Consider the following 20,383-nt stretch of genomic DNA (forward strand, 5'->3'; position numbering starts at 1 on the left):
GCAAGAAAAACCCCGATGGCACGATGTCCATCGTCGAACACATCCAGGAGCTGCGCCGGCGCGTCATCATCTCGCTGATCGCCCTGTGCGTGGGCACCATCGCGGGTTTTATCTGGTACCAGCACTCCTTTCTCGGAGTGCCTTCCCTGGGCGAGATCCTGCGCGGCCCGTACTGCGCGGTCGATCCCAGCAAGCGGGTGGATCTGGGTGCCTCGGGAGAGTGTCGCCTACTCGCCACGGCTCCCTTCGAGATGTTCATGCTGCGGCTCAAGGTTGGCGCGCTGGTGGGCTCCGTACTCGCCTCTCCGGTGTGGCTGGGCCAGATCTGGGCCTTCATCACCCCCGGCCTACTCAAAAACGAGCGGCGTTGGACGGCCTCCTTTGTGTCCATCGCCGTCCTTCTCTTCGTCTCCGGGGCGGTGCTCGCCTATGTCATCCTCGCCTACGGGCTGGAGTTCCTCCTCACCATCGGTGACCAAGCCCAGGAAGTGGCCCTGACCGGCCAGTATTACTTCAGCTTCATGCTCAGCCTCCTGCTCATCTTCGGGGTGAGTTTCGAGGTGCCGCTGCTGCTGGTCATGCTCAACATCGCCGGCGTCATCAGGTACGACCAACTCAAAGACAAACGCCGCTACATCATCGTGGGTCTGGCGATCTTCGCCGCCTTCATGACACCGGGGCAAGAACCCGTTTCCATGGTCATTCTCACCTGTGCGCTGACCGCCCTGGTGGAGGTGGCCCTGCAGTTTTGCCGCTGGCATGACAAGCGCCGCCAGCGCGAGCGCCCGGATTGGCTGGATGCCGCCGACGAGGAATCTCACCCCATCGCCGCCCCTGCCCCGATCAGCACCGCCAACTACGACGACGTTCTCTAGATGACCCACCTCGCAGACTTCACCGCAGCCCTCGATTTCCCCCTCGACGCCTTCCAAGAAGAAGCCTGCGCGGCGATCGAAGAGGGGCACAGCGCGCTCGTCTGCGCGCCGACCGGATCCGGCAAAACCATCGTGGGGGAGTTCGCCGTCTCTCTTGCTCTCTCCCAGCGCACCGTCTGTTTTTACACCACCCCCATCAAGGCGCTGAGCAACCAAAAATACCACGACCTCGTCCGGCGTTACGGGCGAGATCGGGTGGGCCTGCTCACCGGAGACCAGAGCATCAACCGCGATGCCCCCATCGTGGTCATGACCACCGAGGTGCTGCGCAACATGATCTACGCGGATGCCGACGCCCTACGCCTGCTCAGCCACGTAGTCATGGACGAGATCCACTTCCTCGCGGATGCCTCCCGCGGGGCCGTGTGGGAGGAGGTCATCCTCGGTCTCGACGAATCGGTGCGGATCATCGGTCTCTCGGCCACGGTCTCCAACGCGGAAGAGTTCGGCCGCTGGCTCTCCACCGTGCGCGGCGACACCCACGTGATCGTTTCCGAACACCGCCCCGTGCCGCTGCACCCATGGATGATGGTGGGCACCATGGCCTACCCCCTCCTCGATCCGCAGGATCCCCGGCACGTCTCACCGACCCTGCTTAGCCGCACCGAGCGTTACGGCACCACCGGCACCCGCCCCCCGGCACGCCCCGAGGTCATCGCAGCCCTCCGCCGCCGCGACATGCTGCCCGCTATCACCTTCATCTTTTCCCGCGCCGGTTGCGACACCGCCCTCTTCGACTGCCTGCGTTCCGCGCTGCGACTGACCACCCAGGAAGAATCCCAGCGCATCGCAGAGACCATCGACGCCGCCGTGGCGGATATCCCACCCGAGGACCTGGAAGTGCTGCGCTTCCGGCCGTGGCGCGCCGCCCTCATGCGCGGTTTCGCCGCTCACCACGCAGGCATGCTGCCCGCATTCCGGCACATCGTCGAGGACCTTTTTAGTCGGGGGCTCTTACGCGTCGTCTTCGCCACCGAGACCCTGGCCCTCGGCATCAACATGCCCGCGCGCACCGTGGTGCTCGAACGCCTCGTCAAGTTCAACGGAGAGACCCACGCCGACCTCACCCCGGCCCAATATACTCAGCTCACCGGACGCGCCGGGCGCCGCGGCATCGACGCCGTGGGGCACGCCGTGGTGCAATGGAACCCCGAGCTGGATCCGCGCGCCGTGGCCGACCTGGCCACCACCCGCACCTACCCACTGGTGTCCACCTTCCAGCCCGGTTACAACATGTCCGTCAACCTCCTGGGTCGTCACGGGTACGAGCGCACCCTGGAACTACTAGAGATGTCCTTCGCCCAGTTCCAGGCGAACGCCTCCGTGGTAGCCGAGGCCCGCGCCCTGGAACGCACGCGCGCCCGACTGCGCACCCAGGAGGAGGAATTCACCCGCGTAACCACCGCCCTCGCCCCACCCGGCACCCTAGAAGACTTACTCGATTACGTCGCCCTGCGCCGACGCCTTTCCGCCGCGGAGAAACGCCACCGCGCCCACTCTCAGCAGCAACGCGAAGCCGAGATCACCCGCCTGCTGGCCTCCGCCGAACGCGGGGAAGTCCTCGCCCTACCTGGGGCAAAGCGCCCGTTGATCGCCGTCGTGGTCGAGCCAGCTCGTCACACCCGTGACCCGCGCCCCCTGATGATTGCCCACACCGGTTGGACGGGTCGGCTCAACCCGCACTCCCTGCGCAATGCCCCCGTGCGCCTGGGCCGCATGCGTATCCCCGGCCACCACCACAAGAACACCAGGACCATCGTGCGCAGCCTGCAACGCTTCACCGGCCCCACCAGGCTCAAGACCAAGGCCAGGACCCGCCCCACCGCGGAAATCACCCGTCTGCGCGAGGAGGTACGAGCCCACCCCGCACACCACTGGCCCCCCGGAGACAGGGAATACCTCGCTCGCCACGCCGAGAAGATCCTGCGCTATCGCGATCAGGAGCGCCGCCAGGAGGAGGCCGCCGCCAGCGATACCCTGTCGCACACCTTCCGCCGGATCCTGGCCCTCCTCACCGAACTCGGCTACCTCACACCCACCCTCGCACTCACCGAGGAAGGGGAGAACCTGGCTCGGATTCACTGCACCACGGATCTCCTCGTCGCCCAATGCCTACGCCGCGGCATCTGGGACGGCCTCGACCCCGCCGAGCTCGCCGGGGTGGTCTCCCTGTGCGTGTTCGATAACCGCAAGGCCACCCAGGGTGAGGCCGGCGCAGCCACCGAGGCCATGGCCGGTGCCATGGCCGCCACCGAGCGCGTATGGGCGGAGCTCACCCGCGACGAACAACGCCATCGTCTCCCGCTCACCCCGGCACCCGAGGGAGCCTTCGCCCTGGCTTTGCACCAGTGGACCGCCGGCGCCCCGCTGGGATACTGCCTCGCGGCGGCCGCCCAGTGCGGGGCCGAACTCAGCCCGGGAGACTTCGTGCGCTGGTGCCGCCAGGTGGTCGATCTCCTAGAACAAATCGCCACCACGGCCTACAGCGACCACACCAGGTCTCAGGCGCGCCGGGCCACCCAGACCATCCGCCGCGGCGTGGTGGCGCTGGGACTCTAACGCATTACGATAGACCCCTATGACGCAGCGCTTCGATTCCACCATGTACGCCACCCGCCTCGGCCGCGCCGCCGAGCTCGGCCGGGAGCGCAACCTCAGCGGGTTCATCATCGGCCCCGGCGCGGAGCTGGCCTACTTTCTAGGCTCCTGGGCCTCGACTCACGAGCGCTTCAGCGCCCTGGTCATCCCCGCCCAGGGCGCACCCTGCCTGATCGCGCCCAAGGCGGACCTCGCGGACTTCCGCCCCGACCTACTCGCGGAACTCGGCGTGACCGTGCGCGGCTGGGCCGACGGGGATGACCCCCACGCTCTTGTGGATCTTCCGACCCCAGGCCCCATCGGGCTGGGTGCATCCCTGACCACCGCGCACGTGCTGGCCCTCCAGGTGCGTTATGCCAACCGCCCGATGATTCTGGCCACCGAGGCGCTCAAGGAACTCATCATGCGCAAGGACCAGGCCGAGCTTGCTCAGCTGCGCGCCGCGGCCACGGCCATCGACGCCGTCCACGCCCGCGTCCCCGGCCTCCTGCGCGCGGGACGCACGGAGGCCGACGTGGCCGAGGACCTGCGCGTCCTCATCCTACGAGAGCACCACGCGGTGGACTTCATCATCGTGGGCTCAGGCCCTCACGGAGCCAACCCGCACCACTGCTTTTCCGACCGCGAGTTGCACGCCGGGGAAATGGTGGTGGTAGACATCGGCGGTACCTACGGTGCGGGTTATCACTCCGATTGCACCCGCACCTACCTCGTGGGCGGTTCGGGTGAGGAACCGGAGATGTACCGAGTGCTGCGCGAGGCGCAGGAGGCCGCTTGTGCGGCCGTGCGCCCCGGAGTGACGGCCGCGCAGATCGACGACGTGGCGCGCCGGATCATCGCCGAGGCCGGCTACGGCAAGGAATTCTTCCACCGCACCGGCCACGGTATCGGCCTGTCCACGCACGAGGAGCCCTTCCTCATGGCGGGCAACGATCTGGTGCTAGAAGAGGGCATGGCGTTCTCCATCGAACCGGGCATCTACCTGGAAGGCGAGTACGGTGCCCGGATCGAAGATATCGTGGTGGTAACCACCGAGGGCTGCGAACGGCTCAACACCCAGCCGAGGCACCTGCGATGAGCGGGACGCTCCTGGTACTGGGAGCCACCAGCGATATCGGCGGCAAGCTTGCCACCCATCTGTGCCGGGGTCGCCGCGTCGTGCTGGCGGCCCGGCGCCCCGGGGATCTCGACCCCCGCCGCTTCCTCGATGCCGGGGCGCTCAGCGCACATACGCTCTTCTTCGACGCCACCGACCTGCCCTCGCACCGCACCGTGATCGAGGAGGCCGCCCGCCTGGCTGGGCCCATCGAGATTGCCCTGGTGTGCTTTGGGATACTGGGGGAACAGGAGCGAGCAGAGGCCGACGAGCGACACGCGGCACACATCGCCACCGTGGATTACACCGCCCAGGTGGTTGCGCTCACGGCGCTGACCCAGGTGATGGAGCGCGGCACCATCGTGGCGTTTTCTTCCATCGCCGGGTGGCGGGCCCGGCGTGCCAATTACGTCTACGGTTCCACCAAGGCCGGCCTCGATGCCTTCTGCCAGGGCCTGGCCGACCGGCTTCACGGTGGCCCGTTGCGCCTGATCACCGCCCGACCCGGCTTCGTGATCGGCCGCATGACCCGGGGTATGAAGCCGGCGCCGATGTCGGTATACCCACACCAGGTGGCCGAGGCGGTCGCCACGGAGATTGCCCGCGATCGCGGTAGCCGCACCCTATGGATACCCGGCAGGCTGCGGTTCCTGGCCTGGGCCATGCGTCTGGTGCCACGATGCCTCTGGCGTAAAATGCCGCGATGAGGAGGTAAGCAATCGTATGCGCATGCGCGTTTTAGTTATCGGTGGCGCCGCGGGATTTTCCGGGGTGGTGCACGCCCTGACCGCCGCGGGCTGGGAGGTCACCACGGCGCTGCCCGCTAGCCCGGCGGAATTGGCGGCCCTGGTGGTGCGCGAGCGAATCGAGGCGCTGGTGGATGCCACGCATCCCTTCGATCCCGCACACGCCGACATCGCAGAGGCCGCTCACGCCACCGGCGTAGCCCTGGTGGTCTATTCCCCGCAGCGCTGGGAGATCGCACCCATCCTCGAGACCCCGCTCCCCGCCGACACCGCCGCCTGGGCGCGACGCAATTGGCATCACATCCTGGTGGACACGGAAGGGATAGACCTCGCCCCCGAGCTCGCCGCGGATTCCGATAATCTCTACGTGCTGCGTCAACAACAGCGCCCGCGCCGTGGCGCTGCCCCGGCCCGGCACCGGGTCCTGCCACCGCGCGTAGGCGACCTGAACGAGGAAAAAAAGCTCATGCGCGATCATCAGATCGACGGAGTCATCCTCAGCGATACCGGGCGCCCCGACCTGGCCGCCACCGTCGCCGCGGCCGCAGCGCTGGGCATCCCGGTGGCGCTCATTACCCGGCCCTCCCTGGGGGCCGCGACGGTGGCCACCACTCCCCAAGACGTCGTCGCGGCAATATAGGTAGGTTGGTGGGGTGCCACTTTTTCTTGCCGTACCTTATATCGTGATCGAGGCCCTCACGTTTTGGGCCGTGGCCCACCTCATCGGCGTGGGATGGGCACTTGTGTCCCTGATCCTGGTCTTTTTCGGCGGCCTTTTCCTGGCCACCTACGAGATGCGCTCCATCGCGGTATCCACCGCAGCCGGGCGGTTGCGCCCAGGGGAAGCGATGGGTAACTACGGGCTCATCGCCGCCGGCGCACTCCTGGTGGGGCTACCCGGCTTCGCCACGGCGGTGGCGGGTCTGTTGCTCATTATCCCGCCCACCCGCTCCCTGATTCGACGTACCCTCGCCAAGAAGCTACGCGCCCGGATCGAGGAGGTAGGGATGCGCAGCTTCGAGCGGGCGAGCGCATACCGGCAACGCACCAGCTACGGTTCCTTCGCCGGGGGAGAGGTCATCGACGAGGACGAAGTCCAGCGGTGGAGCCGCAACATCACACCGGAGGATTTCCGCTAAATGATCTGGCGCCTGGTGGCTGCGGCGGCCTCGGGCCTGCTGGTCTTTGCCTCCTATGCGCCCCTGGGCTGGTGGCCCGCCGGGATCGTCGGCCTAGGCCTGTTACATCACGCCTTGCGCCACGCCCGGAGCCTGCGGGAAGGGGCCCTTGTGGGGTTCGTGCAGGCGCTGTGTCTCTTTCTACTCCTAGTACCGTGGGTCGGGGAGTTCGTCGGGCCCGGTCCCTACATCGCGCTGAGCGTGGCCCTGGCGCTTTTCGGCATCCTCATCGGCCTCGGCGGCGTAGCGCTGCGCCGCGGTAGCGTCCTCCTCTTTCCCGCCTGGTGGGTGGCGGTGGAATACGCTCGTTCTTCCTGGCCCTTCGGCGGTTTTGCGTGGGTGCGCTTAGCGTGGGGCCAGGTCGATGGACCCCTGGCGCACCTGGCCTTCCTCGGCGGCCCCACGCTGGTTACCTTCGGGGCGGCCATCGTGGGCTGTGCTCTCTTCCAGTTACGCCATTCGGCGCGTCTGGCGGCTGTGTGCGCCCTGATTCCCCTGGGGCTGGGCGCCGGTCTCGCCCAATGGCCCAAGTCCGAGAACGTGGGCGAGGTTCGCGTGGCGGCGATCCAGGGCAACGTGCCGCGCATGGGGCTTGATTTCAACGCCCAACGCCGCGCCGTGCTAGCCAACCACGTGCGCCAAACACAGCGGCTCAACGAGCCGGTGGACCTGGTGATCTGGCCGGAAAACGCCGCCGACGTCGATCCCCTGACCGATTCCCGCGCCCGCGAGCTGGTGGATCGCGCGGTGGCCGCCGCGCAGGCCCCCGTGCTAGTGGGCACGCTCACCTCCGACGAGCAAGGTCCGCACAACACGATGATGGTCTTCGATCCCACGACCGGGCCGGGGGAGTACCACCACAAAAAGTTCCTCCAACCCTTTGGCGAAACGATGCCGCTGCGCTCGCTGCTGCGTCGCGTATCCCCCTACGTGGATCGCGCCGGGGACTTCCAGCCGGGTTCCGGCCCCGGCGTGGTGCACGCCGGGGGCATTACCCTGGGGGTGGCCACGTGCTACGAGGTGATCTTCGACGAGGCATACCGTTCCGCGATTGCTCACGGGGCGCAGCTTCTGACCACGCCCACCAACAACGCCACCTTTGGCTTTACCGACATGACCTATCAGCAGCTGGCCATGAGCCGCCTGCGGGCCATAGAGACCGATCGCGCGGTGGTGGTGGCCGCGACCTCCGGCGTCTCCGCAATCATCGACCCGGACGGGTGGGTGCGCGCGGAGACGAAGATCTTCGAACCCGCCACGTTGGTGGACACACTGGAGCTGCGAGACTCCGTGACGCCCGCTATGCGATTCGGTTTCTGGGTACAAGCAAGCATCGTTATCATAGGTACACTCAGTGTGCTCGTTGCCGTATGGCGCCGACGCTCATCTTCATCCCGGCTATAAGGAGTAAACTAGTGGCTCGTCCCAGCGATGCGACGCTCGTGATCATTCCCACCTATAACGAGCTGGAAAATCTCCCGCTCATCGTTGGACGAGTGCGCGCCGCCACTCCCGAAGTCGACGTCCTCATCGTCGACGATAACAGCCCCGACGGCACCGGGGACAAGGCGACCAGCCTCGCCACGGAGGACGATCGAGTACACGTGCTCCACCGCGCGGGCAAGGGCGGACTCTGCGGCGCCTACGTGGCGGGATTCCAATGGGGCCTGGAACGCGGCTATACCGTGCTCTGCGAGATGGATGCGGACGGCTCCCACGCACCCGAGCAGCTGCGCCTACTCTTACAGGAGATCGATGCCGGGGCGGATCTAACGATCGGCTCTCGGTACATCACCGGCGGGCGCGTGGTGAATTGGCCGTGGCAGCGCTGGTTGCTCTCCAAGGCGGGTAACCTGTATATTTCCCTGGCCCTGGGCGCAGGGCTCTCCGATATGACGGCCGGATACCGCGCCTACCGCAGCGAAATATTAGCGGAGATGGACCTCGACGAGCTGGCCCAGGCCGGTTACATCTTCCAGGTGGATCTGGCGTGGCGAGCCGTGGAGGCGGGCCACGACGTGCGCGAGGTACCCATCACGTTCACGGAACGCGAGATAGGAGAATCCAAACTCGACGGTAGCTTCGTCAAGGATAGCCTAACTCAGGTGACCAAGTGGGGGCTGGCGCACCGTGGTGAGCAGGTGCGCCAGCTGTACGCGGAGACCCGCAAGATCGTGGGACACGAGGTGCGTCGCTTCCGCCGCAAGCACCGTATCTAATATCGCTCGGAAAGCGCTGCGGCCCACGCCTCAGGCTACTGCGCGGCCTTGGCGGCTTCCTCTTCCTTCTGCTGTTTGAGGAGCTTGGCCGCGTTGCGACGACGCTTCCGCAGCGCCTCGATACGTTCTTCTAGCAGCTCGTCGAGTTCCTCGATGCTGCGTCGCTCGCGGAGCATATCCCAGTGCGTGCGCGGGGGTTTCACCGGCTTGGCATCGACGCCCTCACCCTCGATAAGGATACCTAGCTGGCCGTTCCTGCACATCCATTCGCCGGGGATCTCTGCATCGTCCGCGAAGGGAACCTCATAGACCTCCCCGGATTCCGTGCGGTACTTCACCATCTGACGGGGGGCCAGGTCGTGATCCCTGTCCGTCTCGTAGCTCACCGCACCCATGCGGCTGCCTCGAAGCACCCGATCTGCCATTGCAGCATCATCCTTTACATCCCGCTTTTAGTACCAACTACGCGAGTATAACGAATCGCCCACGATGTTTGTTCCCCACCGCCTCCGATGGGCTAACATGAGTCACGTGACGCATAAGAAGCAACCACGATGCACCTGGTGCGGCAAGGAAATGGCGGCCTCCACCCGAGGCCGCCCCAAGAAATACTGCAGCCCCTCCTGCAAACAACGCGCCTACGAACAGCGGCACAATATCACCGGCACGCGCATTCCCGAGGACGCCGTCATCATGACGGCGGATCGCGCCGAAAGGCTCCAGGATTCCCTCTTCGAACTGCGCTGTTCCGCGGAGGACATCGCCACCGCCGCCCGCGAGGGAGCCGGTGAAGAAGAACTACAAGGCCTGTGCTCCGAGCTTGTATCCCTAGCGCGATCCATAGAAAAGTTGAGGTAGATCATGCTGCACAATCGCAAACTCGTCGTCACCGTCTTTATCATCGCCATCGCCCTGATCGCCGTGCTTTCCATCCTGCCCACGGTTCTCAGCGCGATGAACGGCCCCGGCGTTAAAACGCAGGGCCTCAATCCGCAGGGGGCCAAGGCCGCTTCCACCAGCATGAACGGGCACTGGCAGGTCACCGCCAGGGCAGGGGAGAACACCACCTCGGCTGGCTATACCTTCCACGAGATCTTGCCCGGCGATAAGCGCGTCACCTCGGGCTCTACCACCAAGGTGGAAGGGTCCCTCAACGTGGAGGAAGACGCGTTGACCAGCGGGCTGATCACCGTGGACATGACCGCGGTGGCCTCCGATAACGAGCGTCGCGACATCAACGTGCGCACCAAGATCCTGGAAACCGAGGTCTATCCCACGGCGGACTTCGAGGTTACCGCCCCCGTGAATCTTTCCGGGATGCCAGACGACGGCACCGTGGGAGAGGTCATCGTGCCGGGGAAACTCACCCTCCACGGCCACACCAGGGATGTTGAAGCCACCATGAAGGTTCTGCGCAGCGGCGACTACGTGGCGGTGTCCAGTGATATTCCGCTTCGGCGCGCCGACTACGAGGTAGAAACGCCTGACTTTGTGGCAGCCTCCATCGCCGAGGAGGGACAGATTAACATCCGTCTCGCGTTGGAAAAGACCGCATGAGCCCGGACCACATGATTCCGGCGCTCTGGCTACGCCTCGCCGTCATCATCGCCTTTGCTCTGTGGGTATTCGCCCAGGGTATGTGGGTGGTTGGCGCGATCGCTATCACCCTGGGCAGTATCACCGTCGCCCAGGTTATCGCCGCCTACCAGCGGCGGGAAGAAAAAAAGGCGGCGCCATAAGGCGCCGCCCGAGCACGCGCAATTAGTGGTGAGCGTGCTCATCCATCTTGTCGGAGACGCTATCGGCAGCGCCGGAGATCTTATCCGCCGCGCCGTCCTTGGCGTCGGACAGCTTATCGGTGGCATCATCCTTCGCATCGGAAAGATCGTGAGCCACCTCATCCTTCTTCTCATTGAAGCTGTCCACGGCCTCGTTGGCGTTTTCCGAAGCCTTCTCGGAGGCCTCGGAGACCTGAGAGGTCATAGCGTCGGCAGGAGCGGTGGTAGCCGGGGCGGTGGTCATCACGGACTCAGTGGTGGCCTCGGTGCTGTCGCCGTCATCGGAGGAGCAGGCAACCAGGGCGAGGGGAGCCACAGCCAGCAGCGGGAGAAGGCGGAGATTCTTCTTCATGATTGTTCAATCCTTTCGGTGAAGGGAAAACCAACTCCATCCACCGTACATGATTTTCGCAATTCATGAAGAAAGAAGTGTCACGGGTGACTATTCTACGGCATGGACCATAAGGAAGCTATCCGCCATGAGATCGCACACCTCGCGAGCCTCAACGGGTCCGCCGAGACGCACGGAAATCCAATGCCGCTTATTCATGTGATACGTAGGGCAATAACCACTTTGAGCCAGCAGAAAGCTCACCACATCGGGATCGTTTTTCACCACCAGGAGATCGTGGCGCGCGGCTTCCGCCGCGCCACGGAGACCAATTTTGTCGCCACGCGCCTCAATCATCAACCCAAACCATTTGCCGTTACTCGGGCAACGAAACACCGCGCCGCTCAGATTCGTCTCGGGCCAAAGATACTCCGGAGATACCCCATACCGTTGCCACACGTGTTGCACGACCTCCGCACGATCCATCTCCACAGCCTTTCTTCGCATCGACCATCGGGATGCAGCCATGATAGCCAACCAGCCCTATTGTCCGATAATGTACATTATGTCATTTAAGGACACCGCGGTAGACCATCCCCAAACGGCCCCGCTCCACGCCAAGCGTGCATGCCACCGAAAGTCCCAGTGCAGACGGGAGGGGCGCCGCATCATCAACGGTTCACACAGGATCGGCCAGACGAACGCACACCCGACGAAAATCCCGCAAAACAGGATTTGTTATCTCACAATACGGAACAGTATCTTGTAATCCAACGATCGGACGACAGATGCGAAGGGCTCCCCATGACGATTTCTCCCCCACCCGCGCTCACCCGCCGCGACCGGGCGCGCATCATCACCGCCTCCACCGTGGGCACCACCATCGAGTTCTACGACTTCTATATCTATGCCACCGCAGCCGTGGCAGTCTTTCCCCACCTCTTCTTCCCCAAAAATGACAATCCCACCGTGGCCCTGCTAGCCTCCTTCGCCACCTTTGGCTTGGCCTTCGTCGCTCGCCCTCTGGGGTCCATCATCTTCGGACACTTTGGCGATGTCCTGGGGCGTAAAGCCACCCTCGTCTTCGCCCTGTTAACCATGGGCATCGCCACCTTCTTCATCGGCCTACTGCCTACCTACCACCAGATCGGCATCGCGGCACCGACGCTGCTGGCCCTCATGCGTTTTTGTCAGGGCCTTGGGCTAGGCGGAGAATGGTCCGGGGCCGCCCTCCTGGCCACCGAGACCGCCGAGGAGGGTAAGCGCGCCTGGGCCGCCATGTGGCCGCAACTGGGCGCACCCTTTGGCTTTCTTCTCGCCAACGGCCTCTTCCTGATCCTGGTGAGTAGCTTCGGCTACACTAACGGCGACTTGGACAGCGCCTTCATGGTGTGGGGTTGGCGCATCCCCTTCCTCGCCTCGGCGATCATGGTGGCCGTGGGACTCTACGTGCGGCTGCGTCTGGAGGAAACCCCGGTATTCCAAAAGGCCATCGAGCAAAACAAGCGCGTGCCTTCGCCACTCAAGGAGGTATTCCGCACCGCCACGAGGCCGCTGCTGACCGGCACCTTCGTGATGGTCGGCTGCTACACCCTTTTCTACCTGGTCACCACGTGGATCCTCTCGCACGGCATCGCCAAGGACGGCTTGAACTTCGCCTACACGGACTTCCTCAAGCTCCAGCTCATCTCCATCTTCGCCTTCATCGCGGGCGTACCGCTCTCCGGCTGGCTAGCCGATAAGGTCGGACGCAGGCCCACCCTGCTGTGGGTCACGGTAGCCATGATCGCCTTTAGCGCCACGTTCTCCCTTCTCTTAAACACCCAGTCGGCCACCACCGCCAGCGTCCTCGTATTCCTTACCGTCGGTATGTTCCTCATGGGACTGATCTTCGGCCCCATGTCCGCGGTACTGCCCGAGCTCTTCCCCACCAACGTGCGTTACACCGGCTCCGGCATTTCCTATAACGTTGCCTCGATCCTGGGAGCCGCGATCGCTCCTTTCATTGCCACCGCCCTGGCCAAGGAATACGGAGTGGGCTACGTAGGCCTGTACCTTGGCGTGGTCTCTGCGATCTCACTGGCGGCGATTCTCCTCATGCACGAGACCCGCGAGCACGACATGACCGCGATCTAGCGCCCCCGCCGGCACCGATGCGTGAGCGTAAATTGCACGGCCTCGATCATCCCAAGGTCGAGCAGGGCCCGCCGCAACGCAAACTGATAGCGCCAAAGCCTGCGGAAAACCTGGTCGAATCCGGCGGCCGCGGCCTCCCGGGAGTGGCCCTCAAAGCACTCCGATTGCAGCTTGAGCGCCAGGGCGTAGTGCTCCGCGAAGTGGCGCTCGCCCACCACCCGCAACCCACTGGCCCGGTCGCTAAGCCGGTGCACCTCTTGCGCCGTGGGGTATTGCAGGCCCGGCCAAATATAGGCGCGCAGCACATCGAGACTACGGTGCGCTGCGGCGCTGAAATCGGCGGTCGCCACCAGGGTCTGCATCGCGCAATAGCCCCCGGGGCGCACCGAGTGATCCAGACTCGCCATGAAGTCCGCCCGCTGCCCAGGGTCCAATAGCTCCAGATATTCCACGCTCACCACGGCCTGAGCTCCGGGGCGCACACCCCCCGGAGCGACCGGGTGCGTCATGGCCACCGGGCGCATTCCCGTCACGCCCGCGAGCGTGAGCCGCTCCTCCATGGCTGCCGCACATGCGGCGTCAGCCGTCACGGCGCTCGGCCGAGCTCCACGCCCGGCGGCAGCTAGGGCGATGGCACCTCCCGTAGCGGGATATTCCAGGACGTCGCTTCCTCGACGTACCTCGGCGGCATCGAGAAGTGCCCGCACTACGCCGGCCTGTGAGGCACCCAGGTCGGCACGCTCCACCGCCACCGGTGGGGCGAGGCGGGTGATGTCCACAAAGTGCGTCGCCGGTTCACCCCCGTGCCCCGCACCGGAAACAAAGCTGGGCACGGAACGCCGTACGGTGGTGGGCACTCCCGATTCGAAGAGACCCCCCATGAGACTCATACCGTCAGAGGAGGACAATTCCACAAGCTCCGAGGGCAGCGCCCCACCGTCGTAGGCCCTGGGGGGCACCTCTCCGCGCGCGGGCTTATAGCCGATGCCGAGTAAAGCGAGGAGCACCCCATGGAGATCGGCGGCATTCCACTCGCCCGCCATATAGGATTCCGCCAGACCCAGCCAGCCGGAGGAAGCAATGCGGTAGAACAACTCATCATGCTCCACCACCAGGTCCGGTCGTTCGGATTCTAGATCCAGCCCCGCCTGCGCGCAGGATTGCGCGAACTCTGCCTCGGCGCGGCGCGCTCGCCTGCGGAGCCGCCAGTCCTTCGGCACGGCCCGTAACCCCGGCCACGCCTGGACGTCGATGGCGATGAGATGCCGGTCCGTCATTGTGCCTCCATACCCGTCAATATCGCAGACCAACGATACCGAGGCGGCACCGAAGCGCGCTAAACCAAACATCAGCGCCTCAATATTTCTGCGTTTTAGCCCGAATGGGTGGATTCTTGTGGCCCCTGGACTGCTAAAAGTGAGCAGGGCGACTATTATCATCAGCACTAGCCAGCACTGCACGGAATATAGACGCAATTCAGGAGCATAAAAAGCCATGTCATCCAGTAAGAAAGCCTACCGTCCCGCCGGCGGCCGCCACCACGTCGTGGTGATCGGTTCCGGATTCGGCGGTCTCTTTGCTACCAAGGATCTCAAGGACGCGGACGTCGATGTCACCCTCATCGATCGTGGCAACCACCACCTCTTCCAGCCACTGCTCTACCAGGTGGCTACGGGTATCCTTTCCTCCGGGGAGATCGCCCCGTCCACCCGGCAGATCCTGGCCGGGCAGGAAAACGCCTCCGTGGTCAAGGGCGAAGTAACCGATATCGATATCGAGACCAAAACCGTCACCACCCATCTGGGCAATTACGAACGCAGCTACGAGTACGATTCTCTCATCATCGCCGCCGGCGCCGGGCAGTCCTACTTTGGCAACGATCACTTCGCCCAGTACGCACCCGGCATGAAAACACTGGATGACGCCCTCGAAATCCGCGCGCGCATCATCGGCGCCTTCGAGCGCGCCGAGCTAACCACCGATCCCGCCGAGCGCGAACGCCTCTTGACCTTCGTGATCGTCGGTGCCGGGCCCACCGGTGTGGAACTAGCCGGTCAGCTCGCAGAGATGGCGCACCGCACCCTCTCCGGGGAATACCGCAACTTCTCCACGGCCTCCGCCAAAATCCTGCTTCTCGACGGCGCCCCCCAGGTCCTGCCCCCCTTCGGCAAACGACTGGGGCGTAAGGCGCAACGCCAGCTTGAAAAGCTCGGCGTCGAGGTCAAACTCGGCGCGCTGGTGACCAACGTGGACGAGTCTTCCGTCACCTACAAGGCCGGGGAGGAGGAGCACACCATCGAAAGCTACACCAAGATCTGGTCTGCCGGCGTGGCCGCTTCCCCCCTAGGCAAGCTGGTGGCCGATCAGGCCGGCGTCGAGGTGGATCGCGCCGGGCGCGTACAGGTCAATCCCGACCTCAGTGTGGGCGAGTACAAGAACGTCTTTGTCATCGGCGACATGATGGGGCTCAACCGCCTGCCGGGCGTGGCCCAGACCGCCATTCAAACCGGTCAATACGTGGCCGAGCAGATCACCGCGGAGGCCGAGGGCAAGCAGAAACCGGAGGAACGTACCCCCTTCGAGTACCTCGATAAGGGATCGATGGCCACCATTTCCCGCTTCTCCGCCGTGGTGAAGATGGGCAAGGTGGAGGTCACCGGCTTCATCGGGTGGTTGCTGTGGCTGGCCGTGCACGTGATGTACCTGGTGGGTTTCCGCAACCGCCTGGTGGCGGCCTTCGCCTGGGGCCTCAACGCGCTGTCGCGCAAGCGGTGGAACCTAGCCACCACGCGCCAGCAGCTCCACGGCCGCAACGGCTTGAACAAGCTCAACGGCATGGTGGGCTCGGACGCGGACTTCCCCATCGAGGTTCGCGATACCCGTCGCTTCGGGGAGCAGTAAAACACCATCCCTTCTGCTAGTCTGGCGGCAGGCAACGGGGTGCGCACACAGCGCTGAGATCATACCCGTAGAACCTGCTCTAGTTCGGACTAGCGAAGGGATATGTCATATCTTGATACCGCGCGTACTGACCATCGCCGGAACCGACCCCACCGGGGGCGCCGGCATCCAGGCGGACATCAAAGCAATCTCCGAGGCCGGAGGCTTCCCGCTTTCCGTCGTCACCGCCCTGGTGGCGCAAAATACCCTCGGAGTACGCTGCGTGCATACCCCGCCACGCGAGTTCCTGCTCGCCCAACTCGATGCCGTCTTCGATGACGTTCAGATCGATGCCCTCAAGATCGGGATGCTGGGCGACGCCTCGACTACCGAAACCGTGGCCGAGTACCTCGGCGAGCACCCGGTGGCTCCCATCGTCCTCGATCCAGTGATGGTAGCCACCAGCGGCGACAGGCTCTTAGCCCCCGAGGCCGAAGACGCCCTGCGCCGACTGTGCGCGCAAGTGGACGTGATCACCCCCAATCTCAAGGAACTGGCGGTGCTGGCGCATGCCGCCCCAGCGCGCTGCTTGGAGGAGGCCGTTTCTCAGGCGCTGCCGCTAGCGCGGGACTGGGGCACCGCCATCGTAGTCAAGGGCGGACACCTGCAGGGCGAGCATGCCGACAATGCGCTCGTGGCTCCGGACGGCACCGTCAACATGGTGTCCTGCCCGCGGATCGCCACCCCGCACACCCACGGCACCGGCTGTTCCCTGTCCTCTAGCCTGGCCACACGCCTGGTCATCGACGACACCCCGGCCGCCGCCCTGGGCTGGTCCACCCGCTGGTTGTCCGAGGCTATCCGTCACGGCGGGGAGCTCCACGTGGGACAAGGCAACGGACCGGTGGATCACTGCCACCGCAGCCGGCGACTCAGCGCGGCCGGCTCTGCTGTCCCCTGGCCGCTGCCCACGGAGTTTTCCGCTCAGCCCACGCCGGATGATTCCTGGGCCGCTGGTCCCTGGACGAGGGCACTGTGGGCGCTGGCCCGTGATCCCCTGCAGGAGACCTACGCACTAGATTTTATCCAGCAGCTGGGCCAGGGGAGCCTGGATCGCGGAGATTTCCTCTTCTATCTTGCCCAGGACTCCCGCTACCTGCTTTCCTATTCCCGCACCCTGGCGCGAGTAGCCTCGCGCTGTAACCGGCCCGATCACGCTACTCAGTGGGCCCAGGATGCCGCCGTCTGTCTTGAGGAAGAGGCCCAACTACACCGCTCGGAGCTGGGTGCCCTCACCGAGGACGTTTCCCCCACCACGCTGGCCTACACCTCTTTTCTCTCCGCCACCGCCGATTCCGGCTGCTACGCGGAGGCCGCCGCCGCGGTATTGCCCTGCTACTGGCTCTACGCGCACATCGGCCTGCGGCTTAGCGAAGGAATCACCCCGGATCACCCCTATGCCCCGTGGCTGAGCACCTATGGCGACCCCAGCTTTCTCAGCGGTGCCCGCCGGGCTATCGCCCGCGTGGAAGACGCCCTGGAGCAGGCCTCCCCGGAGCAACGGTTGCGCGCGGCGCGAGCTTTCGTGGCGGCATGTTACTTCGAACGGGACTTCTTTGCTCAGGGCTCCTGTCGATAATCGGGGATAAGGCGCTGCATGTCTTATCCCCCCGGCCGCACCGCCGTCCCGGTGATGCTCCCCTCCTTCAATCCGGAGAAATTGACCTGGCCTACACATACAGTCATGTCCCAACCTTAAAAAGGAGATAACAACACCACCCCCTTGGCCGCACAAATGTCACACGCGGCTCTTGGGTTACGCATCCACCATAGAGGCAAGGGCCAGCATAAAGAAGAATAACGATCCCCCCGCCTTGCAATAACTATCGCTTAGCCGCCAATCAGTTTTCCCCCGTCCCCTCTCACCGCAGGAGGAAAAGAGCACGGACGAACTCACGTCCAATTGTCAATACTTCTACCCACACGTCACTTCTCAAGGTAAAAATAGTCAACAATATCTCAACGAAGAAAAGGGCATGGAGATCAGATAAGGAAACGCAAGGTCAATACTTACCAAGAATCCCCCACACGATCGCCCATGCCCACGGCGAATCGGCCGCAAGACACCCCCAGCAAGGATGCCGAGGAGAAACGCAACCTCCGAGCGCCCCACAGCTGCCATAGACGGTTGCACTCTTGGTAGTCGCGGCAAGAAAATGTTTCCACTATATTTCGCGAAGTATCCTTACCTTCACCTGACGTCAGCCCCACCCCATCTTCCACAGCTGGAGTTTCTATACCCATCACTAATAGAGGCGCTAAATTCCCGCAGAATATTCACCATCCGCCAGGAGAACCAATACCAAAAACCATACTTATACAAACTAATACATTTTCCCACCCTCGGATAGCGCCCTTTGCCCGGAGCGGACCCTAGACCAGGGGTCCCGCGAGGGAATGAAACAAAAGGAAGCACTCACGGTAGAGAACCCGACGCAAGCACAAGGCCCCGTTCACCAATCCGTACCACGGCTGCCGCGGCAAACCGCCATACCGATTGTGCGTGTCCTCACCGCAGGCTCTACAGTGTCATAGGAATTACCCCTCAATAGCAAGGACGCTTCCTATGGCCACTACCACGCAGCGCCCGCCGCGCGGCATCGACACCAGCTGGACCATCTCTTTATTCGGCACCGCCGTGGGCGCAGGTATTCTTTTTCTCCCCATCAACGCCGGGAGCTCCGGCGTGTGGCCGCTGCTCATCGCCACCCTGCTCATCGGTCCGATGACGTATTTTTCGCACCGGGCCCTGGCACGCATGGTGTGCGTATCGCCGCGCAAGGGTGAGGACATCACCGTGGTGGCCCGCGATTACTTCGGGGAAAAGATCGGTTGGGTCATCACCCTGCTCTATTTCGCTGCCATCTACCCGATCGTGCTGATTTACGGGGTGAGCATCACCAACACCGTCGATAGCCTCATCGTCCATCAGCTTCACGGCCCGCAGGTTCCCCGCCCGTTACTCTCCGGACTACTGGTGGGCGGGATGACGCTGGTCTTGGTGTTTGGTCAAAAGCTCATGCTCGCGGTCACCCAGCTGCTGGTCTACCCGCTGATCTTCCTGCTAGGCGCTATCTCCCTGTATCTGATCCCTTCCTGGGATTTCCAGGGGTTTTTCGGCACCCCCGGCAAAGGCGTGTGGGCCACCGTAACGGCGGTGTGGCTGGTCATCCCGGTCTTGGTCTTTGCCTTTAACCACTCCCCCGCCATCTCGCAGTTCTCCCTGGCGATGCAGCGCAACCACGGCGATCACGCCACTCGGCGCGCCTCCGTGGTGCTGGCCTATACCGCGATTTTGCTCACGGTATTCACCATGTTCTTCGTGTGGTCGTGTTCCCTGGCGTTAGGTGCCGAGGGGTTGGTGGCGGCGCGGGCGGCGAATCTGCCGGTGTTGTCGTACATGGCCAACGTGTTCGATAATCCGGTGCTGTCCTCCCTCGCTCCCGTCATCGCGATCGCGGCCATCGTTTCCTCGTATTTTGGTCACGTCCTCGGCGCGTCGGAGGGCGCGCAAAGCATCGTGCGCGGGGTGGTCAAGCGGGATCTGCCGCAGCGTCCGCTGGAGCTGGGGGTATATGGATTTATCTTTGCCACCACCTGGTTGGCGGCCATTCTTAATCCCAGCGTGTTGGATCTCATCGAGACGCTCTCGGGGCCGGTGATCGCCGCCTTGCTCTATCTGATGCCGATGTATGCCATCGCGCGGGTTCCCGCGCTCGCGCCGTACCGCAGACAGGTCTCGAACGTGTTTATCATGCTCTCTGGCCTGGTGGCCATCAGCGCCATCGTGTTTAAGATCGTGGCGTAGAAAGGATCGCCACCAGAAAATCGGAGTCCTTCGTCAGGGGGCGCAGGTCCCAGGTGGAGTAGCTGTGGTCCAGGATCATCCCGGCCCGGCGGCAGGTATCGAGGAAATCGGCAAAGTCCCAGCCACGCCCGGCCCCGAAGCCCACCACCGCGCGGCCGCCGGGGATCAACGCCTGAGCCAGGTTGGCTACGGCGGCCTCCCTTCGATCGGGTTCGATGAAAGTCATAACGTTGCCTGCGCATACCACCGCGTTGTAGGCCTGCCGCTCCAGCGGGTCTACCCCGAGATCGCCCACCTCCCAGGTGGACTCGGGATAGTCGGCACGGGCGTAGTCGATGAGCACCGGGTCGAGATCCACGCCGTGTACCCGGTGCCCGCGTTGGGCAAGCCAGCCGCCGAGGCGTCCGGTGCCGCAACCGGCGTCGAGAATGCGCGCCTGCCGAGGCACGAGGGCGTCGATAAGCCGAGCCTCGCCGAAGATATCCTTGCCGCTAGCGGCGATGCGTCGCCAGCGCGCGGCGTAGTCCTGGGAGTGGTAAGGGTTGCGGTCGATGAGTTCTTTCCACGTGGGCATAGTCGTCAGTGTATCCCTCTTGTGCGCCGCGCCGCCCGGCGAAT

Annotated in this window: 20 protein-coding genes and 1 riboswitch; of the genes, 15 read left to right on the forward strand and 5 right to left on the reverse strand. The window is 64.1% G+C overall.

Features of this window, described 5'->3' with window-relative positions:
• Nucleotides 1-23: 23 nt before the first annotated feature.
• Genes tatC through H7347_RS03135 form a run of 8 tightly spaced genes read left to right on the forward strand, consistent with a single transcriptional unit; the run spans nt 24 to nt 8,772 of the window.
• On the forward strand, nt 24-875 hold the full coding sequence (gene tatC, locus H7347_RS03100) for a twin-arginine translocase subunit TatC (RefSeq protein WP_152821363.1): 852 nt from the start codon (nt 24-26) through the stop codon (nt 873-875).
• Nucleotides 876-3,494 carry an RNA helicase gene (locus H7347_RS03105; protein ID WP_152821102.1) on the forward strand — a complete coding sequence of 873 codons (2,619 nt, stop codon included), beginning with the start codon at nt 876-878 and terminating at the stop codon, nt 3,492-3,494. It begins immediately after the preceding gene.
• Between the two features lie 19 nt (nt 3,495-3,513).
• On the forward strand, nt 3,514-4,611 hold the full coding sequence (locus H7347_RS03110) for a Xaa-Pro peptidase family protein (RefSeq protein WP_152821104.1): 1,098 nt from the start codon (nt 3,514-3,516) through the stop codon (nt 4,609-4,611).
• Complete coding sequence (locus tag H7347_RS03115; RefSeq protein ID WP_152821106.1) at nt 4,608-5,336, forward strand: SDR family oxidoreductase; 729 nt, start codon at nt 4,608-4,610, stop codon at nt 5,334-5,336. Before H7347_RS03110 ends, H7347_RS03115 begins: the two co-directional genes overlap by 4 nt.
• 22 nt (nt 5,337-5,358) lie before the next feature.
• Entirely contained in the window at nt 5,359-6,015 is a 657-nt protein-coding gene (locus tag H7347_RS03120) for a precorrin-6A/cobalt-precorrin-6A reductase (protein WP_186337167.1), read from the forward strand.
• A gap of 13 nt (nt 6,016-6,028) precedes the next feature.
• Nucleotides 6,029-6,514: an FxsA family protein gene (locus tag H7347_RS03125; RefSeq protein ID WP_186337168.1), complete on the forward strand. Its 486-nt coding sequence runs from the start codon at nt 6,029-6,031 to the stop codon at nt 6,512-6,514.
• Nucleotides 6,515-7,957: an apolipoprotein N-acyltransferase gene (gene lnt, locus H7347_RS03130; protein ID WP_152821109.1), complete on the forward strand. Its 1,443-nt coding sequence runs from the start codon at nt 6,515-6,517 to the stop codon at nt 7,955-7,957.
• 11 nt (nt 7,958-7,968) lie between these two features.
• Nucleotides 7,969-8,772 (forward strand): polyprenol monophosphomannose synthase, encoded by an 804-nt coding sequence (locus H7347_RS03135; protein ID WP_186337169.1) that lies wholly within the window; start codon nt 7,969-7,971, stop codon nt 8,770-8,772.
• Nucleotides 8,773-8,807: 35 nt separating this feature from the next.
• On the opposite strand, the gene H7347_RS03140 is transcribed toward H7347_RS03135, so the two are convergent.
• Nucleotides 8,808-9,197 (reverse strand): RNA polymerase-binding protein RbpA, encoded by a 390-nt coding sequence (locus H7347_RS03140; RefSeq protein WP_152821113.1) that lies wholly within the window; start codon nt 9,195-9,197, stop codon nt 8,808-8,810.
• A 97-nt stretch (nt 9,198-9,294) separates the two neighbouring features.
• Here H7347_RS03140 and H7347_RS03145 point away from each other — a divergent pair, with 97 nt between their 5' ends.
• The 3 genes from H7347_RS03145 to H7347_RS03155 are packed head-to-tail and all read left to right on the forward strand — an operon-like array spanning nt 9,295 to nt 10,511.
• Nucleotides 9,295-9,630 (forward strand): hypothetical protein, encoded by a 336-nt coding sequence (locus tag H7347_RS03145; protein ID WP_152821115.1) that lies wholly within the window; start codon nt 9,295-9,297, stop codon nt 9,628-9,630.
• A 3-nt stretch (nt 9,631-9,633) separates the two neighbouring features.
• Nucleotides 9,634-10,329, forward strand: coding sequence for a YceI family protein (locus tag H7347_RS03150; RefSeq protein ID WP_152821116.1), 696 nt, complete (start codon nt 9,634-9,636; stop codon nt 10,327-10,329).
• Entirely contained in the window at nt 10,326-10,511 is a 186-nt protein-coding gene (locus H7347_RS03155) for a hypothetical protein (protein ID WP_152821118.1), read from the forward strand. Before H7347_RS03150 ends, H7347_RS03155 begins: the two co-directional genes overlap by 4 nt.
• A gap of 22 nt (nt 10,512-10,533) precedes the next feature.
• Here H7347_RS03155 and H7347_RS03160 read toward each other — a convergent pair whose 3' ends face one another.
• Both H7347_RS03160 and H7347_RS03165 read right to left on the reverse strand, forming a co-directional pair.
• Complete coding sequence (locus tag H7347_RS03160; protein ID WP_152821120.1) at nt 10,534-10,902, reverse strand: hypothetical protein; 369 nt, start codon at nt 10,900-10,902, stop codon at nt 10,534-10,536.
• A 90-nt stretch (nt 10,903-10,992) separates the two neighbouring features.
• Complete coding sequence (locus tag H7347_RS03165) at nt 10,993-11,367, reverse strand: MmcQ/YjbR family DNA-binding protein (RefSeq protein ID WP_186337170.1); 375 nt, start codon at nt 11,365-11,367, stop codon at nt 10,993-10,995.
• A gap of 318 nt (nt 11,368-11,685) precedes the next feature.
• On the opposite strand from H7347_RS03165, the gene H7347_RS03170 reads away from it, so the two are divergent.
• Nucleotides 11,686-13,017 carry an MFS transporter gene (locus H7347_RS03170; RefSeq protein WP_152821124.1) on the forward strand — a complete coding sequence of 444 codons (1,332 nt, stop codon included), beginning with the start codon at nt 11,686-11,688 and terminating at the stop codon, nt 13,015-13,017.
• Here the strand turns inward: H7347_RS03170 and H7347_RS03175 are convergent.
• On the reverse strand, nt 13,014-14,294 hold the full coding sequence (locus H7347_RS03175; RefSeq protein WP_152821126.1) for a class I SAM-dependent methyltransferase: 1,281 nt from the start codon (nt 14,292-14,294) through the stop codon (nt 13,014-13,016). The genes H7347_RS03170 and H7347_RS03175 overlap by 4 nt on opposite strands.
• Before the next feature lie 217 nt (nt 14,295-14,511).
• On the opposite strand from H7347_RS03175, the gene H7347_RS03180 reads away from it, so the two are divergent.
• The 3 genes from H7347_RS03180 (at nt 14,512) to H7347_RS03190 (ending at nt 19,765) form a co-directional block, all read left to right on the forward strand.
• Nucleotides 14,512-15,918: an NAD(P)/FAD-dependent oxidoreductase gene (locus tag H7347_RS03180; protein WP_152821128.1), complete on the forward strand. Its 1,407-nt coding sequence runs from the start codon at nt 14,512-14,514 to the stop codon at nt 15,916-15,918.
• Nucleotides 15,919-15,943: 25 nt separating this feature from the next.
• A riboswitch (TPP riboswitch) is annotated at nt 15,944-16,037 on the forward strand.
• A complete protein-coding gene (locus H7347_RS03185) occupies nt 16,031-17,536 on the forward strand; it encodes a bifunctional hydroxymethylpyrimidine kinase/phosphomethylpyrimidine kinase (RefSeq protein ID WP_152821130.1) in 1,506 nt (501 codons plus the stop codon). It overlaps the preceding riboswitch by 7 nt.
• A gap of 987 nt (nt 17,537-18,523) precedes the next feature.
• Entirely contained in the window at nt 18,524-19,765 is a 1,242-nt protein-coding gene (locus tag H7347_RS03190; protein WP_152821132.1) for an amino acid permease, read from the forward strand.
• Here H7347_RS03190 and H7347_RS03195 read toward each other — a convergent pair.
• Nucleotides 19,749-20,339 (reverse strand): bifunctional 2-polyprenyl-6-hydroxyphenol methylase/3-demethylubiquinol 3-O-methyltransferase UbiG, encoded by a 591-nt coding sequence (locus H7347_RS03195; protein WP_152821134.1) that lies wholly within the window; start codon nt 20,337-20,339, stop codon nt 19,749-19,751. The genes H7347_RS03190 and H7347_RS03195 overlap by 17 nt on opposite strands.
• Nucleotides 20,340-20,383: the final 44 nt, after the last annotated feature.

It is taken from the genome of Corynebacterium sp. zg-331 (assembly GCF_014267345.1).
Lineage (GTDB): Bacteria > Actinomycetota > Actinomycetes > Mycobacteriales > Mycobacteriaceae > Corynebacterium.

Excerpts from the sequence above, each read along its gene's own strand:
- H7347_RS03115 (WP_152821106.1), top strand. The coding sequence starts at position 4,608 with ATGAGCGGGACGCTCCTGGTACTGGGAGCCACCAGCGATATCGGCGGC.
- H7347_RS03165 (WP_186337170.1), bottom strand. The coding sequence starts at position 11,367 with ATGGATCGTGCGGAGGTCGTGCAACACGTGTGGCAACGGTATGGGGTA.
- H7347_RS03150 (WP_152821116.1), top strand. The coding sequence starts at position 9,634 with ATGCTGCACAATCGCAAACTCGTCGTCACCGTCTTTATCATCGCCATC.
- H7347_RS03190 (WP_152821132.1), top strand. The coding sequence starts at position 18,524 with ATGGCCACTACCACGCAGCGCCCGCCGCGCGGCATCGACACCAGCTGG.
- H7347_RS03140 (WP_152821113.1), bottom strand. The coding sequence starts at position 9,197 with ATGGCAGATCGGGTGCTTCGAGGCAGCCGCATGGGTGCGGTGAGCTAC.
- H7347_RS03180 (WP_152821128.1), top strand. The coding sequence starts at position 14,512 with ATGTCATCCAGTAAGAAAGCCTACCGTCCCGCCGGCGGCCGCCACCAC.
- H7347_RS03170 (WP_152821124.1), top strand. The coding sequence starts at position 11,686 with ATGACGATTTCTCCCCCACCCGCGCTCACCCGCCGCGACCGGGCGCGC.
- H7347_RS03120 (WP_186337167.1), top strand. The coding sequence starts at position 5,359 with ATGCGCGTTTTAGTTATCGGTGGCGCCGCGGGATTTTCCGGGGTGGTG.
- H7347_RS03110 (WP_152821104.1), top strand. The coding sequence starts at position 3,514 with ATGACGCAGCGCTTCGATTCCACCATGTACGCCACCCGCCTCGGCCGC.
- H7347_RS03160 (WP_152821120.1), bottom strand. The coding sequence starts at position 10,902 with ATGAAGAAGAATCTCCGCCTTCTCCCGCTGCTGGCTGTGGCTCCCCTC.
- H7347_RS03145 (WP_152821115.1), top strand. The coding sequence starts at position 9,295 with ATGAGTCACGTGACGCATAAGAAGCAACCACGATGCACCTGGTGCGGC.
- H7347_RS03105 (WP_152821102.1), top strand. The coding sequence starts at position 876 with ATGACCCACCTCGCAGACTTCACCGCAGCCCTCGATTTCCCCCTCGAC.
- lnt (WP_152821109.1), top strand. The coding sequence starts at position 6,515 with ATGATCTGGCGCCTGGTGGCTGCGGCGGCCTCGGGCCTGCTGGTCTTT.
- tatC (WP_152821363.1), top strand. The coding sequence starts at position 24 with ATGTCCATCGTCGAACACATCCAGGAGCTGCGCCGGCGCGTCATCATC.
- H7347_RS03155 (WP_152821118.1), top strand. The coding sequence starts at position 10,326 with ATGAGCCCGGACCACATGATTCCGGCGCTCTGGCTACGCCTCGCCGTC.
- H7347_RS03195 (WP_152821134.1), bottom strand. The coding sequence starts at position 20,339 with ATGCCCACGTGGAAAGAACTCATCGACCGCAACCCTTACCACTCCCAG.
- H7347_RS03175 (WP_152821126.1), bottom strand. The coding sequence starts at position 14,294 with ATGACGGACCGGCATCTCATCGCCATCGACGTCCAGGCGTGGCCGGGG.